This window comes from Corynebacterium rouxii, assembly GCF_902702935.1.
GTDB classification, from domain to species: Bacteria; Actinomycetota; Actinomycetes; order Mycobacteriales; family Mycobacteriaceae; genus Corynebacterium; species Corynebacterium rouxii.
In genome coordinates this window covers 1148364-1164438 of the sequence record NZ_LR738855.1, presented here as the reverse complement: position 1 = coordinate 1164438, position 16075 = coordinate 1148364, and the positions used below count along the sequence as shown (strand labels likewise).

15 protein-coding genes are annotated in these 16075 nt (G+C 47.8%); 1 reads left to right on the top strand and 14 read right to left on the bottom strand.

Features of this window, described 5'->3' with window-relative positions; all coding sequences use genetic code 11:
• Positions 1 to 23: 23 nt before the first annotated feature.
• From CIP100161_RS05830 to CIP100161_RS05795, 8 genes are all read right to left on the bottom strand, one after another.
• Positions 24 to 1409 carry an anaerobic C4-dicarboxylate transporter gene (locus CIP100161_RS05830; protein ID WP_155872707.1) on the bottom strand — a complete coding sequence of 462 codons (1386 nt, stop codon included), beginning with the start codon at positions 1407 to 1409 and terminating at the stop codon, positions 24 to 26.
• Positions 1410 to 1640: 231 nt separating this feature from the next.
• Positions 1641 to 3284, bottom strand: a complete 1644-nt coding sequence (der, locus tag CIP100161_RS05825) for a ribosome biogenesis GTPase Der (RefSeq protein WP_155872705.1) — start codon at positions 3282 to 3284, stop codon at positions 1641 to 1643.
• Complete coding sequence (cmk, locus tag CIP100161_RS05820) at positions 3281 to 4006, bottom strand: (d)CMP kinase (RefSeq protein WP_155872703.1); 726 nt, start codon at positions 4004 to 4006, stop codon at positions 3281 to 3283. The genes der and cmk overlap by 4 nt, the downstream gene beginning before the upstream one ends.
• Before the next feature lies 1 nt (position 4007).
• A complete protein-coding gene (locus tag CIP100161_RS05815; protein ID WP_155872701.1) occupies positions 4008 to 4961 on the bottom strand; it encodes a pseudouridine synthase in 954 nt (317 codons plus the stop codon).
• A gap of 103 nt (positions 4962 to 5064) precedes the next feature.
• Complete coding sequence (scpB, locus tag CIP100161_RS05810; protein WP_155872699.1) at positions 5065 to 5619, bottom strand: SMC-Scp complex subunit ScpB; 555 nt, start codon at positions 5617 to 5619, stop codon at positions 5065 to 5067.
• 18 nt (positions 5620 to 5637) lie between these two features.
• Positions 5638 to 7212, bottom strand: a complete 1575-nt coding sequence (locus tag CIP100161_RS05805) for a cation:proton antiporter (protein ID WP_155872696.1) — start codon at positions 7210 to 7212, stop codon at positions 5638 to 5640.
• A gap of 115 nt (positions 7213 to 7327) precedes the next feature.
• Positions 7328 to 7996 (bottom strand): dethiobiotin synthase, encoded by a 669-nt coding sequence (gene bioD, locus CIP100161_RS05800; protein ID WP_155872694.1) that lies wholly within the window; start codon positions 7994 to 7996, stop codon positions 7328 to 7330.
• Positions 7997 to 8008: 12 nt separating this feature from the next.
• On the bottom strand, positions 8009 to 9322 hold the full coding sequence (locus CIP100161_RS05795) for an adenosylmethionine--8-amino-7-oxononanoate transaminase (RefSeq protein WP_155872692.1): 1314 nt from the start codon (positions 9320 to 9322) through the stop codon (positions 8009 to 8011).
• Between the two features lie 59 nt (positions 9323 to 9381).
• Between CIP100161_RS05795 and CIP100161_RS05790 the strand changes: the two genes are divergently transcribed.
• A complete protein-coding gene (locus CIP100161_RS05790; protein WP_155872690.1) occupies positions 9382 to 10878 on the top strand; it encodes a peptide MFS transporter in 1497 nt (498 codons plus the stop codon).
• Here the strand turns inward: CIP100161_RS05790 and bioD (CIP100161_RS05785) are convergent, their stop codons facing one another.
• The 6 genes from bioD (CIP100161_RS05785) to CIP100161_RS05760 all read right to left on the bottom strand — a co-directional run bounded on the left by bioD (CIP100161_RS05785) (position 10879) and on the right by CIP100161_RS05760 (position 16067).
• Entirely contained in the window at positions 10879 to 11484 is a 606-nt protein-coding gene (gene bioD / locus CIP100161_RS05785) for an ATP-dependent dethiobiotin synthetase BioD (RefSeq protein ID WP_155872688.1), read from the bottom strand. It abuts the gene before it with no gap.
• Between the two features lie 112 nt (positions 11485 to 11596).
• The gene (locus CIP100161_RS05780) at positions 11597 to 12415 is read right to left on the bottom strand and encodes a segregation and condensation protein A (RefSeq protein ID WP_155872686.1); all 819 of its coding nucleotides are present in this window, start codon (positions 12413 to 12415) and stop codon (positions 11597 to 11599) included.
• A 42-nt stretch (positions 12416 to 12457) separates the two neighbouring features.
• Positions 12458 to 13327, bottom strand: a complete 870-nt coding sequence (locus CIP100161_RS05775; protein WP_014310396.1) for a ParA family protein — start codon at positions 13325 to 13327, stop codon at positions 12458 to 12460.
• A 191-nt stretch (positions 13328 to 13518) separates the two neighbouring features.
• The gene (xerD, locus tag CIP100161_RS05770) at positions 13519 to 14454 is read right to left on the bottom strand and encodes a site-specific tyrosine recombinase XerD (protein ID WP_155872684.1); all 936 of its coding nucleotides are present in this window, start codon (positions 14452 to 14454) and stop codon (positions 13519 to 13521) included.
• Positions 14455 to 14456: 2 nt separating this feature from the next.
• Positions 14457 to 15095: an NUDIX domain-containing protein gene (locus tag CIP100161_RS05765; RefSeq protein ID WP_155872683.1), complete on the bottom strand. Its 639-nt coding sequence runs from the start codon at positions 15093 to 15095 to the stop codon at positions 14457 to 14459.
• Positions 15096 to 15116: 21 nt separating this feature from the next.
• Complete coding sequence (locus CIP100161_RS05760) at positions 15117 to 16067, bottom strand: copper transporter (protein WP_155872681.1); 951 nt, start codon at positions 16065 to 16067, stop codon at positions 15117 to 15119.
• Positions 16068 to 16075 lie beyond the last annotated feature (8 nt).

Sequence of the window (16075 nt, the reverse complement as noted above, 5' to 3'; positions counted from 1 at the left end):
ACTAGCGCCTACTCACCTCTACTCTAAAGAAGTACTTGGGCTAATACAGTTCCCACAATGCAAGACACAATAACGCATATAAAGCCAGGAATAATGAACGAATGGTTCAAGACATACTTACCGATTCTGGTAGTACCAGTCTTATCAAATCCAATACAAGCCAAATCTGACGGATACGTTGGAAGAATAAAGTAGCCATACGCTGCACCAATAAAGCCGATAACCGTTGCAGGATCCAGACCAAGCTTGAGGCCCAACGGTACGATCGCTACGATCGCTGCACCTTGAGAGTTAACAAGTTTAGAAACAAGCAGCAAAACTAGCGCGTAGGCCCATGCATGACTTTGCACCACTCCGCTGAGCACATCTACGAGAGAATCTAAATGCGCTTGGAAAAATGTGTCAGCCATCCATGCAACACCGAACACGGAGAACACAGCGGTCATTCCCGCCTTGAACACAGTTGTAGAAGCAATCTTTCCAGGTTCAACCTTGCACAACAGCATCATGAGGGCACCTGCCACCAACATAATCATCTGGATAACGAGATTCATAGACAAGGGTTTCAGATCACCATTGGAATTAGGAAATGATGGGCGCAACCATTCGATCGCGCCGAGTAACACTACGATCGCAATAGCACCCAAGAAAATTCCAGTGGCACGATACGCACCCTTTTCAAATCGCTGTCCGATCAAAGAATGCGACTCACTGTATACACACTTTTTAAACTCTGGATCTTTAAGACGTTCTTGGAAGGCCTCATCTTTATCCAAGTCTTTTCCTCGATGCAGGGACCACACTGCGGCCACCAAAACACCGCATAACGATGCAGGCATTGCAACCGCCAAGATTTGCGGAATAGAATATGCGGATTGAGTTACACCAGCATGCTCCGCCAAAATAGAAGCCAATGAAACAATAGCTACCGACACTGGCGAAGCTGTGATACCCATCTGTGCAGCTGTAGAAGAGACAGCCATAGGCCTTTCTGGGCGGATATTTGTTTTAATCGCAATGTCTTCAATGATCGGAAACATTGTATAAACAACATGTCCAGTACCACACAATACGGTTAATAGCCAAGTAGTAATCGGGGCCAAAATCGTGATTCGCTCGGGATGCTTTCTTAAAATCTTTTCCGCAAATTGCATCATCACATCAAGACCACGCGCCTGCTGCAAAGTAGCTGCACAACCGATGACCGCAATAATCGTAAGCATCACTGATACCGGCGGCTCCCCCGGCTTGAGGCCAAATATAAAGGCAAGGATGAACAAACCAATACCAGAAATAAGACCTAGCCCCATTCCACCATATCTCGTGCCTAACACGAGACAGGAAAGAATTACCGTAATTTGTAGTAAAAGTGCGATACCAGATGTGGGATCGAGAATTGAAGCGAGCATACGCAGAAGCCTTTCAAATTAATGCCGCCGATTGCCTAATGTTTTAACAATCATTTCTCAATCTATTCCCGCATTATTGAAAATCCATAACTGGATCTCCGTGTCATTTTTCACATTAATAAAATGAATTAAATTCACTTTGGAGCATATGGAAATTGAATGCAAAAATCACCCACTTGCATAAACATTGCATAGCAAATGGGTGATTAACGATAAATTTTTAAAGAATTATCACTTCTTTGATCGACGTTCGCGCACACGAACTGCAATCTTGACTGGGGACCCCTCAAAACCAAAGCTTTCCCTAAACTTGCGTTCAAGGTAGCGACGATAACCAGCGTCTAAGAAACCAGTGGTAAATAGCACAATCGTAGGCGGTTGAGTAGAAGCTTGCGTGGCGAACAATACACGAGGAACACGGCCCCCCTTCATTGGTGGCGGATTCTGCGCAATAGTCGCACGCAGCCAGTTGTTTAGCTGACCTGTGGTAACACGCTTATCCCAGCTTTCCAGCGCTTCCAGCATGTACGGCTCTAGTCTTTGAAGGGCACGTCCCGTCTTAGCCGAAATATTTATACGCTTTACCCACGGAATGTGAGCAAGTTGCAGATCAATTTCACGTTCTAGTTCCCAACGGCGATCTTCTTCCATAAGATCCCATTTGTTGAAAACAAGGACGAGCGCTTTACCTGCTTCCAAGATCATGGACAACACACGTTGATCTTGCTCCGAGACTGGTTCCGAAGAATCGATCATGAAAATACATATTTCAGCAGCATCAATAACGCCACGAGTACGTAAAGACGCGTAATACTCATGCCCTTGGGCATTTTTCACTTTTTTGCGCAGTCCCGCAGTATCAATGAACTTCCAAAGGTGCTTGTCGAGTTTTACGATGGAATCCACCGGATCCACCGTTGTACCGGATACATTATCGACAACTGATCGATCTTCGCCAGACATTTTATTTAGCAAAGATGACTTGCCCACATTGGGTTTACCCACAAGGGCAACGCGACGCGGTCCTTCAACAATTGAGGTTGCACGTGGGGTTTCTGGGAATGCTGCCAAAATTTGCTCGAGAACGTCTGCGCCGCCTCGTCCATGCTGCGCAGAAACCGGCCAAGGGTCTCCCAAACCCAATGCATAAAACTCTGCCATATCGGCATACTGGCTATCAGAATCAAATTTGTTAGCCACCAAAATTACTGGAACTTCAGATTTTTGAAGTTTACGGGCCATCACCGAATCGGTTTCCGTAATACCTACCTTGGTATCGACAACCATAACGATAACGTCAGCTGTAGCCATCGCAGTTTCCGCCTGCCGGGCAATCGCCGCATGGATTCCCTTAACGTTTGGATCCCAGCCACCAGTATCTTGAACCCAGAATCGACGTCCTCCCCAATCCGCTAGATACGAGATTCGATCTCGCGTAACGCCAGGGAAATCCTCAACCACTGCTTCTCGGCGCCCTAAAAAGCGATTAACAAGCGAAGACTTGCCAACATTTGGGCGACCTACGATGGCCACCGTGCAGAGGTTCTCCGACTCAATCGCCCGAGCTTCAACACCAAATGCACGCTCGAGCTCTTCCCAATCTTCATCGGTGTAGTCCTCACCAAAGTCGGCTTCCCCAAAATCAGCTTCATCGAATACGACATTGCCTTCAGAGTCATGTTCAAAATCGAAGTCAAAGTCATTCTCATCAAAGCCGTCAGAAGCATACCCAGCCCCATCGACCACGACGTCTTCTTCTACAAATGCTTCCTGAGCATCGACTTCACCATGTGCAGTGTGATAAACGAAAACCGTTTCTTGGTCTTCATCTGAGGAGTTATTTCCGCCAAGCGGTGCATTGTGCGCATTGCTCATCGTGCGGTCCTTTCAGCAGATTTTTCAATCAGAGTCATCAAAGTATCGACGACTTGATCAAGGGTTAACGTAGAAGTATCGACAACGGTTGCGTCACTAGCTGGCGCTAATGGAGAAACAGATCGGTTACTATCGAGCTCATCACGACGCTTCACGTCGGCGAGAACGGTCGCCAAATCTGCTTGCCGTCCAGCTGCTACATCTTGGTCATACCGCCGTTGTGCGCGCACCTCAGCCGAGGCAGTCAAGAATATTTTTACAGGTGCATCTACCAGAACGGTCGATCCGATATCGCGACCATCGACAACGCACCGATGCGCAGTAGCTGCCAGTTCGCGCTGTAGAGCTACAAGATTTTCCCGAACTTCTAGGATGGCAGCAACAGCAGAAACATTTTGTGTTACTAGACGGCCACGAATTTCACTCGACACATCTTCCCCATCAAGAATCACTTCACGTGAAGCCGGATCATCATTGACGGTCAGCGGCAGTTCCTTAGTGGCTTGGACTACCACAGCGGTATCACTAGGGTTGATTCCTTGGCGTAACACATGAAGCGTCGCAACGCGGTACATAGCGCCAGTATCCAAGTACTTTGCCTCGAGCATAGAGGCAAGTCGCCGACAAACCGTAGATTTGCCTGCTCCAGAAGGGCCATCGACAGCTACAATCAGCCCGCCCTCAGGCATATTGCTCAGTACAGTGCAGTCAGATGTATTCATCTTACATCCCTACTGCTTTGTACAAGCTAGCTAATTCACTACTGTTGAGTGCGCGGATCGCTCCTGGGGTTTGTTCACCAAGCTGAATTGTGTGAATTTTGGTACGAACAAGGCGTTGAACTGGGAATCCTGCAGTTTTGAGCATACGTCGCACGATGTGCTTGCGGCCTTCGTGCAGCTCAATACGAATCAACGATTTACCTTGGAATGTATCAATGATCTGGACAAGATCTGCCTTAGCTGGACCATCATCAAGCTCGATACCATCACGCAATTGCTTAACTAGGCGCTTATCCGCCTCGCCGAGCACAGTAGCCAAATAAGTCTTTGAAACTTCATATCGAGGATGCATCAACCGATTGGCGAGTTCTCCGTCATTAGTGAGAAGCAGCAGGCCTTCGGTAGCTGCATCGAGACGACCCACGTGAAACAAACGCTGACCCGCAGAAATTCTCTCTCCCACAATGTCACCGACACACGGCCGCCCCATGTCATCGCTCATGGTCGATTGCAATCCACGAGGCTTATTGAGAACGAAGTACTGCAAGTTTTCATTAACATTGACGCGTACACCGTCAACGCGGATAACGTCGACATTTGGGTTAACCCTCATGCCCTGAGTCATCACGATTTTTCCGTTGACCTCAACGCGGCCGGCATCGATCAAAATCTCAGCGTGTCGACGAGATGCAACACCTGCTTGAGCAAGGACTTTTTGTAGACGAACACCTTCAGTGCTGCCATCTCCTGCTTCGCGACGACCCACATGTTGATGACGTGCTGGACGCGCATTCGAAATCAACATTTCCGAATCACGCTGTTTACGTTGTTTTACGGGACGGCCCGAATTTGCCGATTGCGACTTGGCATAGCTACGTTTCACTTTTCCGTGGTCTCCCTGAGAGCCTCGACGAGGCTTTTCCGGTGTGCCGTCACGGCGAGCGGTTCTATTCACGATACTTCCTATCGATCAAATTATGCGGTTATAAATTTCTGCAACTGTAACGCAGTAGAATAAAGAATTCTAGCTTATCCACCATCCATTGCCTATTTAAGCCTTAAAAATACTCATCGATACTATCTACATCCGGCAAAAGTGGAGCTAAGTCTGGCAAACGCTCAAGCGAATCGATTCCCAATAAATCGAGGAACAACTCAGTAGTCTCATAGCGATGCGCACCATTATTCGGCCCTTCCGTGCCAGGATTAAAAGCAACCTCACGTATTAGGCCACGGAGCTGGAGCGTTCGCATGACTCCATCAACATTGACGCCTCGAACTGCAGCGACCTGTGCACGAGTTGCTGGCTGGCGATACGCAACCACAGCTAGCGTCTCCAAAGCCGCTCGTGAAAGCTTGCTATGCGAACCATCCAATAAGAATTTCTCCACTACATCTGCGTTACGCTTAGCAGTATAAAGGCGCCACCCCTCTGGGGATTCTCTGACTTCAATACCACTGCCTCGATCCTCAAGCTCTTGAGCCATCGAACGTAAAACCGAGGTGACTGTTTCTGGTGCAGACTCCGTAGCTCGTGCCAATGCAATAACAGAAGCCGGTTGGTCCACGACCAACAAGATCGATTCAATTTGCGATCTCAGTGCTGTCATCATGATGAAGGAATGCCCTCTTTATCTCGTTGATTTCTCCGCGGCAATGATCTGGCTGTCGATTTCAAATAGAACTTCATCAACAATCATCGGGTCGACGTCTCGTTCACTTCGAGCTCGGAGTAGCTCAGCTTGAGAAGCATACAAGGCTTCAAGCCGTACTTTATTAAACAAAGCAAAACGGCGCTCTTGTATCTTTCGACGCTCTTCTGGCGTCATGGCATCGTCGTCATCTTCATCCGCATTAATATCATGTTCGAAGCGACGTCGTAAGGAAGCCATAAATTCTTCTGGAATGTCGTGAGAATAGGAATCCAGTACTTGTCGAGCAGCAAATCTAGCGCGAACAAATAGCTTTTCACGTGCGTAATCGCCAAAAGCATCCGGCCCTTCTTCAAGGTTTAATACCCTCATGAGAGCAGGAAGTGTCAGGCCAGGAATCACCATCGTTACAAGCAAAACAGTAAGTGCGACGATAGAAAGCTCTCGGTAAATCGCAAATCCTGTGGTCATTGGGATTGACAATACGAGCGCCAAAGTGACTAAACCGCGCATTCCACCCCAAGTTAGCAACAACACTTCTTGGAGTCGCAACGGTGCACCAGTTCGTCTACCCGCCTTTTTGTTCCCTACATAGAGCAAGTACAGCCACAGTGCCCGCACTGCGATGGCAGTCATTGCCAGCACTAGGCCGAACCACACCCCATGCCACAGGTTCGCTCCAGCAGAATGGATCGCATCACGCACCGAAATTCCAATGAGCCCGAATGCCACACCAGTAAAAAGCAGCTCAACTACCTGCCAAAAAGCCGATCCAGACAGTCTATCCTCGGCACCAGCTTGACTCTTGGAATTGAATTGGATCGCAGCAATAACGATGGCAATAACACCCGAAGCGTGCAGTTCCTCAGCAGCGATAAAAGTAGCAAACGGAATGACCCACGTGAATGCATTCCTAGCAACTGATGAAGTCATCCAAGAATGGAGTTTTGCAGATCCGGTTCCCAAGACAAAACCAATAACCACGGCGACCGTTGCTGAATATATAAACGTAGATAGCGCAGACCACCAAGTGATATCATGCCCAGACTGCACCACCGACAATGCCAAATTAAAAACTACGATCGAAGCAGCATCATTAAAGAGGCCTTCAACTTGAAGCGTATTAGATAACCGTCGTGGAACACCTGCCGGTTCTGCAACAGCATCAACAGCTACGGGGTCTGGAGGAGAAATGGCTGCGCCAATAACAACCGCTGCCGCAAATGAGAGAGTTGGTACTAATAAATACGCAACAAGGCCAACCGTGACTGCCGTAATAATAACCAATAATACGGATAGCAAAACCACAGTTCGCCACTGCCTTTTAATCGACGCCCAGCTGCTATGTCGCGCCAGTGCCCATAGCAATGGCGGAATAAAAATCGGGAGGATCATCTCTTCAGGAATCGCTACTTCGGGAAGCCACGGAAGAAAAATTCCACCGGCAGCAACCAAGGTAAGTAACGCAGGCCATGGCAGACCGGTTCGGTCTCCGACGGCCACCATGATGACCGTTGCAAAAAGCAACGCTAGCAAACCAATAAGAATCTCCATCTAACCCGATGAGCTCCTTGAATTAACCGTGTACAGTGACATAGCCAATCATAGCGATTGCACTATCTTTAAGGAGCTCACCGCGCGATCAACCAGAAGCCTCGATCTCCTTGAATTACGGCCACATAGCAGGAAGGTTTAAATCTTCTACGAGCTGACAAAAATCTTCGCGGCTCAATTGACCTGCACCCTCGGCGATAGACCCCCACAAAGGAATGCCAGTCACTTTTTCCATTTCTGCGACGTTAAGCAAAGTAGCCAAGTCAGGATTTTTTGGGATACTTCCACCAATCAGCCCTAAAACCTTCAAACCACGTCGATGTGCTGCTTCTACAGTGAGTTCTGCAACATTGAGTGAGCCCAACGCCATACTTGTTACAACAATGAGCGGTGCGTCAAGTTGCGCCGCGACATCTGCAATCGTAAATGTATCAGCCAAACGAACTAAAAGTCCTCCGGCCCCCTCGACAACAACAACTGTTTGAGGTCCATCAAGTTCACGAATTTTACTAACTATATCTTCCAGATTTAACTGCTGCATGCCAGCCCGCTGCGCAGAAAGATTAGGCGCGAGTGGTTCTGGGAATCGGGCGAAGCACTTTCCTACCATTCCGGTTAGTTTTTCAATGGTTTGTGCATCGCCTGAACCCTCTGGTTCCCCTGTTTGGACAGGCTTTACTGGAACGACACGGAATCCTTGTCGTGCATAATGCTGACATACTGCAGCGGAAGCAATTGTCTTGCCTACATCAGTGTTTGTACCAGTTACAACCACGATTGCCATGACGGTTCTCCTTTAACGTCCGAAACGTTCTTGCTCCGTATGCACAATAGAAGCAATTGCACGCGAAATCTTTTTTATTTGTTCATGAGTACACACAAATGGCGGCATCGTATATACGAGCCTGCCGAATGGACGAAGCCATACACCTGCGTTCACAGCAGCATGGGTAGCAAGTTTCATGTCGACAGGTTCTTTCATTTCGACTACACCAATTGCTCCGAGGACCCGTACGTGACGAACTGTGGGGTTGGAAGCTAGCGGAGCAAGCCCCTTTTTTAACTCGTCTTCAATTTCTGCAACCTGCTGCTTCCAATTACCTTCTGCAATAATGCTTAATGCTTCGCTAGCTACAGCGCATGCCAATGGGTTTCCCATAAAGGTTGGTCCATGCATCAGTGCTCCCCCTCCGGCAGCGGAAGAAATACTTTCTGCTACAGCATCCGTGGTGATGGTTGCAGCTAACGACATAAACCCACCAGTTAATGATTTCCCAACACAAAGAATGTCGGGAGTGACTTTTGCAGCTTGGGTGGCAAATAAGTTACCCGTTCTACCAAAACCAGTCGCAATTTCATCTGCGATAAATAAGATTCTATGTTGATCACAAAGCTGTCGAATACCTTTGAGAACCTCTGGGGCATGGAATCGCATGCCACCAGCACCTTGAACGACGGGTTCAACGATGATGCCAGCGATAGTTGAATCAATCAACGAATCAAGATGATCTATGTACGCAGAAATTTCATTGGACGAGGCGCCCCACAACGGTGGTCGAGACGCAAAAACATTGTCCATCACGCGCCCCTCCCACATTGCGTGCATTCCCCCCTCTGGATCACACAAACTCATCGTGGCAAAGGTGTCACCGTGATACCCCCCGCGCCAGGTCAGCATACGACGCCGTTCAGGATGCCCTTGACCGAGCTGGTATTGATACGCCATCTTTAGTGCCACTTCTACTGCAACGGATCCCGAATCAGAGAAGAAAACCTTGGTGAGGGGTTCATCAGTAAGGTCACACAATTGTTGAGCAAGCTTAATCGCCGGCACATGTGTCAAGCCGCCAAACATGACATGGCTCATCGTGTCTATTTGGCGATGAGCGGCCGCTTTGAGTCTCTCGTTTCCATGCCCGAAAGCGGCAGCCCACCATGAACTCATTCCGTCGATTAAGCGCGTTCCGTTGTTTAGAATAATGTCCGTGTTGTCAGTGGCAACAACCACGTAGGGAGCAACCGTCGCTGGCATTGGGCCATATGGATGCCAAATATGATCACGGTCAAATTGGGCGAATGAATTATTTTCCAACTCATCAGTATTGAACACCGTTTAATTGTACGACCAATCGACTGACAATTCCTCCCATTTTGGCGATAATGTACGGTATGCGATTAATTGAACAGCGTTCAATCGACTCTAAAAACAACCGCGCGATGTTTTGGCACCATCCTCGAATGATGGCATCCGTCGTCAGTATTGAAGCATGGGAACGCTTCAGCTTCTACGGCATGCAAGCGATACTAGGTTTCTATCTTTATTATTCAATTGCCGACGGCGGACTCGGTATAGCCCAAAAAGATGCGACAGCCTTAATCGGAGCATACGGTGCATTGGTATACCTATGCACGTTCATCGGCGGCTGGGTGGGCGACCATCTCCTTGGAGCAGAAAAAACACTTCTGAGCGGTGCCTTCTTGCTCGTTATAGGCCACATTAGCCTATCTACGTTTCCTGGATTTTACGGATTAGCGATAGGTTTACCCCTGATTGCAGCAGGATCCGGCTTACTAAAAACAGCTGCAATCACCGTCCTTGGCGCAGTTTACGATGAAAATCCGAAACAGCGCGAAACCGGCTTCCAGTTCTTTTATCTAGGAATCCAAGTTGCAGCATTTTTCGGCCCGCTCCTTACCGGCCGGTTAGCTCAACAGTATTCCTTCCACATCGGGTTTATAGCAGCAGCCTTCCTCATGATCATTGGTATAACGCTCTATGTTTTCGCACGTTCTGCTGCCATGGCGTCACTTTGCGCACAAACTCGACAACGCATCACCCAACCTCAATTGACAGCCACTACTACCCAAACAATATTCATTGTGGGGGGCAGCGCCCTCGCTTTATTTAGCGCAACATTCTGTGTCGCAACAGGCTTGGTTAAACCAGTAGCCCTTGCAACATTTCTATTAGCACTGACACTGGGAGCAGCTCTGCTTCTCTATGCTTCTATATTTCGTAGCAGTGAAGTCACGCCAGCAGAAAAAGTACAACTGCTACGCTATGTCCCTATCTTTTTAGCATCAGTAACCTTTTGGGCGATTATGAACCAAACCTACGGAGTTTTAGCAGTTTACTCCGATGTACGCCTTAACCGTTCAGTTGGCGACTTCTTAATACCAGCCGCCTGGCTACAATCGCTGAACCCTTTTTATGTGTTCGTGCTTTCACTTCCGCTTGCTTACCTATGGTTACGCCTTGGCGATCGCAGCCCCCGCCCTGCCACCAAGCTTTCGATAGGCGTTGGAATTGCTGGTTTAGGTTTTGCCATTTTAATCCCCTACGCAGGTGGCGAACCTAATTCCACACCATTTATTGTGCTTGCAATCAGTATTCTTGTAACAGCAATTGGTGAACTGTTGATTGGCCCAATCGGCATGGCAGCAACTGCTCAATATGCGCCTCGGAAATACTCCACACAATTTTCGGCGATGTTTTTCCTTACTATGGCGATAGGCACAGCGTTATCAGGTCACATTTCTCAGTACTACAACCCCGACAATGCCCAAGCAGAAGCTCGCTATTTTATAGCATGCTCGGCTACTGCAATGGTTATAGGCGTCATTAGCTATATGCTGACCAGAATAATCACGACCAAGACTCAGTAGTTACCACTCGTCGGGAATAAAAATCGTCGACAATGCTTCTGCAAAAGGCTCGCAGCCGAGCGAGCCTACGCCGTCGTTCAGACTGCCAATGAATGGTACGCCAGAGGCACGCGACGCCTCCACCAGAGTTAAGCGAGTACGTAAGTCTGCACCCGCCGGAAGTTTTCCACCCAACAACCCCGCAACATTTGCGCCACATGCTCGCGCAAAACCAACGGCATTTACTGCAAGTTCTACAGCACCGCGATTCATTCCCGAAACGACCACTAACGGAGCATCTAGTTCAGCCGCAATATCCGCGATTGTTTTCTTTCCTATTAAGGCAACACTCAATCCACCGGACCCCTCAACCACAACAGTTTTTCCGTTTTTAGAAAGATGACGCACTTGGGCCAATGGATCATCCAACTGCGAAAAGTCTTCTCCTCGGATACCAGTTAGTTTTTCAATTGTGCCAATATCTGGAGAAGCACCCTGGTTTTGCAATCGAGCAATCTTAGCTGGTACGACATTTCTACCTTTTGCTTGCAAGATTTTCACAATTGCTGCAGTTGCCGTCGTCTTACCTACTCCCGATGCTAATCCAGATACAACGACAATACCCACTTCGCTTCCCTTCCTTTTCACCCCACGCGAGGCATAACCACAATTTTACCGATGGTAGACCACTACAAGACCTTTTATATTGGACTCCCCCATATGTAGCCTTACTCCGGATCTATGCCCAGTTACTTGCTGCGACTATTTCGGGATCCACATGAATTCCCGTCCATGACACCCGCAAAACACCTAATGATTCCTCTTGTTCTAAAGAAATCGCTCGGGCTTTATACAACTCGAGCAGAGCTAGAAAACGTCCAACAACTTCTAATGAAACTCTGCAACCAGTAATCAGATCCGGAAAATCCATCCAGACTCCCTCACCGCACTCGACAAGTAGATCCAAAACCTTGCCAGCTTGTTCTGGAACAGAAACTTCTACACCATGCACATGACTTGTACCAACCGTTTCCGGAGGTTTGGGCCTAAAAACACTTGCAGCCAATTCAGCAAAGGACTTAGGAGTATGACTAATTTTAACTGGGGGAAGTAAAGAAGAAAATTGTTCTTCCATTCCTACGGCACGCGGATAACGTCGCTGCGCCGCCAATTGCCAGCGAGCAAATTGATCTGCAACCTGTTTATATGCTTTGTACTGGAGCAACCTAGCAAACAAAAGATCGCGCGACTCTAAAAGCTCAAGATCAGACAGATCATCCACTTCACCCCGTGGAAGCAATCGAGCAGCTTTAAGGTCCAATAACGTAGCTGCTACAACAAGAAACTCGGTAACTTCATCCAGCTCAGCAAATTCCCCTAGTGCACGCGTATACGTTACAAAATCATCTGTAACTTTATGCAAAGCTACATCAGTTACGTCCAGCTTTTTCGCACTAATCAGCTGAAGTAAGAGGTCAAACGGTCCTTCAAAATTATTCAGGACGATACGAAAACCCGTTATCTCAGGTTGGTTATCCGGAACAGAAGTTCTCGCCATAAATCCTCAAATTTTCAAGCCTACTATGCCTAAGCGCATGAGCTAGGCAGTGCGCTCGATCACTTCGCGTGCAAGCTGCCGATACTGCTGAGCACCTTGAGAACTCGGAGCCCACGTAGTAATAGGTTCACCGGCAACAGAAGTTTCTGGAAAACGAACTGTCCGAGTGATCACGGTATCAAAAACTCTATCTTCAAACACTTCAATAACTCGAGACATAACCTCCCGAGCATGGGTTGTCCGCCGATCGAACATCGTCACCAAGATTCCAACGATCTCAAGATCAAAATTAAGTCGATCACGAACCTTTTCAACAGTATCTGTCAACAATGCCAATCCGCGCAACGAGAAATACTCACATTCCATAGGGATAATGACACCATGAGAACAAGTCAACGCATTAACAGTAAGAAGACCCAAGGATGGCTGACAATCTAGAATAATAAAGTCATAATCCCGCATCACAGGCCGCAGCGCCCGTGCTAGAGTTTGCTCACGTCCAACCTCGTTGACAAGCTGGATCTCAGCCGCCGAAAGATCAATGTTCGCAGGCACCAAATCCAACCCATCAACCGAAGTGTGATGGATTGCTTGGTGAATCGATGTATGCCGATCAACCAAGAGATTGTAAACCGTGATTTCGAGTTCTTCGTGGGGAATATTCAAACCGGCCGACAACGCACCTTGTGGATCAAGGTCAACGAGAAGGACTTTCCTCCCCGCTTCCGCCAAGCAAGCTCCAAGGTTAATCGTCGAGGTAGTCTTTCCGACCCCACCTTTTTGGTTACACATCGAAATAATCTTCGCAGGACCATGTTTATGCAGTGGTTCAGGTTCAGGGAATTCCCGCAATGGACGCCCTGTGAGGCCGACCTTTTGATCGGGTGTATCAAACAATCCCGATTCGCCCATGTCTATCCCTCTTCCTTGATTTTCACCCTGAAAATTATTTTTATTTCACGTACCGCCAAGTCGAATTTAGCCTAACAGCACACCAATAAACTATAAATTACACGCTTCGGATTCATTCCGTATCTTTGGAGCAATTTTATGAAGAAAAAATCCATAAATCTAGCCCACTACCTTTACAAAAGGTAACCATGTCAGTGAGCTCGCGGATGCGAACGTGACCAGACCAAACGTAGATTATCTGCAGTTACATGGGTGTATATCTGTGTAGTTGTTACTGACGAATGCCCTAACAATTCTTGCACTACCCGAACATCAGCCCCGCCCTCCAAAAGATGAGTAGCAAAACTATGACGCAAAGTATGTGGAGAAATATCTTTTCCGATTCCTGCACGTTGAGCTGAGCTTTTGAGAATTTGCCAAGCGCTTTGTCTGGATAATTGTCCTCCACGTTTATTGAGGAAAAGTGCATGCGTTTTCCCTTTTGACATTGCTGGCCTGCCTCTCACGACATATCGCTCAAGCGCTAACAAGCACTGGTCACCAACAGGCACAATACGCTGTTTTTTGCCCTTTCCAGTTATTCGAACTATGCCTTCGTTTTCGACGATTGCAGCCACATCGTCCACCACAAGAGCTACCGCCTCCGATATACGAGCTCCAGTGGCATAGAGAAACTCCAGTAGAGCACAATCCCTAAGATCTTCAGGCGAAGCTGCTTCATCTATGGGTATGGCCTCTATAAGACGTTTCGCTTCTTCGGCTGAGAGAGTATCAGGCAGATGACGTCCCATTGCCGGTGGAGAAACATCAGCCGATACATCCTTCTCCACCAAGTTTTCTAACAAAGCAAACCGATGTAGACCACGAGCCACGATCAAAGCACGGGCCGCAGACGAGGCAGCTAGAGGTTTCTTTCCGGTATCACTATCCCCCTTCCGCAATTCTTGAACATACCTCTCAATATCTTGTGCAGAGATATTCTCAATATTTGCAATTCCTTGTACTTGCAGCCACCGTGTATACCGTTCGAGATCACGACGGTAATTAGACAACGTGTTATCGCTAACCCCTTTTTCCACTGCTAAGTGAGTTAGCCATTGACGGGCAATATTACTGATTGAAACCATAATTATCGACGATGTACTGCTGAATCTTGATGCCGTTGCGCCAAGGAAGTAGGTCTAAGTTCAAATTCGGTAGCTGTACTCGGTAAAGACACTCCAGTCTCAATATGCTCTCGTGCGGCAAAAATACCTGCGATCGCGATGGAATTCACGATTTTTCCCCGCATGACCATTTCAATAGCATCGTCGAGCGCAACCCATTGCGTAGTAATTTCAGCTTCTTCATCCGAAGCCACAGGTCGAGGCACTGCATAGACTCGATCAGCCAAAAAGATTCGAACTGCTTCATCGCAAAAACCAGGACTAGTAACTAAATCAATTATGCAAGACCAATGATGCGATGCGAGTCCTGCTTCTTCTTGTAATTCTCGCTGAGCAGCCTGCAAATCAGATTCAGATGGGATATCAAGCAGCCCAGCTGGAAGCTCCCACATTCGTCTGCCCACGCTATGCCTATATTGTTTTATGAGTAGAATTCGCCCAGATTCATCGCGAGCTACTATCGCAACGGCGCCATAATGCTCGACGATTTCTCGATAGCTTTCGTTCCCTTTCGGCATAAGCACCTTGTCCCGTCGCACCGCAATAATTGGAGCATCCAAAAGCAAAGCACTATCTGTCACGACAAACGAATGAGGAGTCATGATCTCAACGATAGCTGCAATCTACTCAGGATTTTTAATTCCCGGAGATGTAGCGTCGGCGTTCCCCGCTGCACCATACGCACCAGACTTGCCGTCGAGTTGTTCCTTAAGCGCTAAGATTGCAGCAATTTGTGCCCAATTCTGGTCAATCGAATCGATGGTAGAAACAGATTGTTTATCTTGTGCCGAGGACCGAATTGCTTCCAATAGACCAGTGTCACTTGCGGTATGAATTCGACCTGCAACAAGCAGGCCAGAGCCTTTGGATTTCAGAGCGGTGGCAAATGCGGCTTGATTTTTAATAGAAAATGCAGCTTTTGATCCGTCAGAATCCCCAGAAAGAAGAACGATCGCATGAGCCGGTTTTACGCTCGACTCATCAAAATCGATATAGCCGCTTTCCCTCAGTGCACCTAGTACGATTCCGCGATCTTCCTTGTTTGCCTGCTCAGAACCATCGTCTTTGTTCAATAAGAGCGCACTACCCAAGGCTTCTCCGGCATGAGTACCAGAATCCATTTTCTCAGTAGAAAGTTGGGCACCAGCTGGAAGCGTCGTAGCAATAATATTTTTTAATCCATCAGCGCCTTCTTGAGTGAAAAATTTCTCCCCCAATTTAATGGTTCCAGCATTTTCCGCTCCTGCATTCTTTAGCGCTTCAGAAAGGGCATCCGCATCGCTATCGAGCGAATCTGAGGTGCGGAACACCAATACTTTCTTTTCTTTCAGGAGATCAGTAGTAATTCCCCGACCTAGGGCCGAAACTATGCTATCAGCGCTTTTAGCTTGTGCCTTTGCAATCTGGGCTGATTCAAGTGCATCGTCACGTTCACGTTCCAAGGTCGAAGTTGTTTGATTTGGGCCACCAGGAACATTTGGAGCCAACACATACATCCCAGCCCCGATGCCTAATGCAAGACCGAAGGAAAGACCTGCAATAGTAGTTGCAGCGCGTCCAGATTTTCTAGCCATATTTTTGT

Excerpts from the sequence above, each read along its gene's own strand:
- CIP100161_RS05790 (WP_155872690.1), top strand. The coding sequence starts at position 9,382 with ATGCGATTAATTGAACAGCGTTCAATCGACTCTAAAAACAACCGCGCG.
- der (WP_155872705.1), bottom strand. The coding sequence starts at position 3,284 with ATGAGCAATGCGCACAATGCACCGCTTGGCGGAAATAACTCCTCAGAT.
- xerD (WP_155872684.1), bottom strand. The coding sequence starts at position 14,454 with ATGGTTTCAATCAGTAATATTGCCCGTCAATGGCTAACTCACTTAGCA.
- CIP100161_RS05765 (WP_155872683.1), bottom strand. The coding sequence starts at position 15,095 with ATGACTCCTCATTCGTTTGTCGTGACAGATAGTGCTTTGCTTTTGGAT.
- scpB (WP_155872699.1), bottom strand. The coding sequence starts at position 5,619 with ATGATGACAGCACTGAGATCGCAAATTGAATCGATCTTGTTGGTCGTG.
- bioD (WP_155872694.1), bottom strand. The coding sequence starts at position 7,996 with ATGGCAATCGTGGTTGTAACTGGTACAAACACTGATGTAGGCAAGACA.
- CIP100161_RS05775 (WP_014310396.1), bottom strand. The coding sequence starts at position 13,327 with ATGGGCGAATCGGGATTGTTTGATACACCCGATCAAAAGGTCGGCCTC.
- CIP100161_RS05805 (WP_155872696.1), bottom strand. The coding sequence starts at position 7,212 with ATGGAGATTCTTATTGGTTTGCTAGCGTTGCTTTTTGCAACGGTCATC.
- CIP100161_RS05760 (WP_155872681.1), bottom strand. The coding sequence starts at position 16,067 with ATGGCTAGAAAATCTGGACGCGCTGCAACTACTATTGCAGGTCTTTCC.
- cmk (WP_155872703.1), bottom strand. The coding sequence starts at position 4,006 with ATGAATACATCTGACTGCACTGTACTGAGCAATATGCCTGAGGGCGGG.
- CIP100161_RS05780 (WP_155872686.1), bottom strand. The coding sequence starts at position 12,415 with ATGGCGAGAACTTCTGTTCCGGATAACCAACCTGAGATAACGGGTTTT.
- CIP100161_RS05830 (WP_155872707.1), bottom strand. The coding sequence starts at position 1,409 with ATGCTCGCTTCAATTCTCGATCCCACATCTGGTATCGCACTTTTACTA.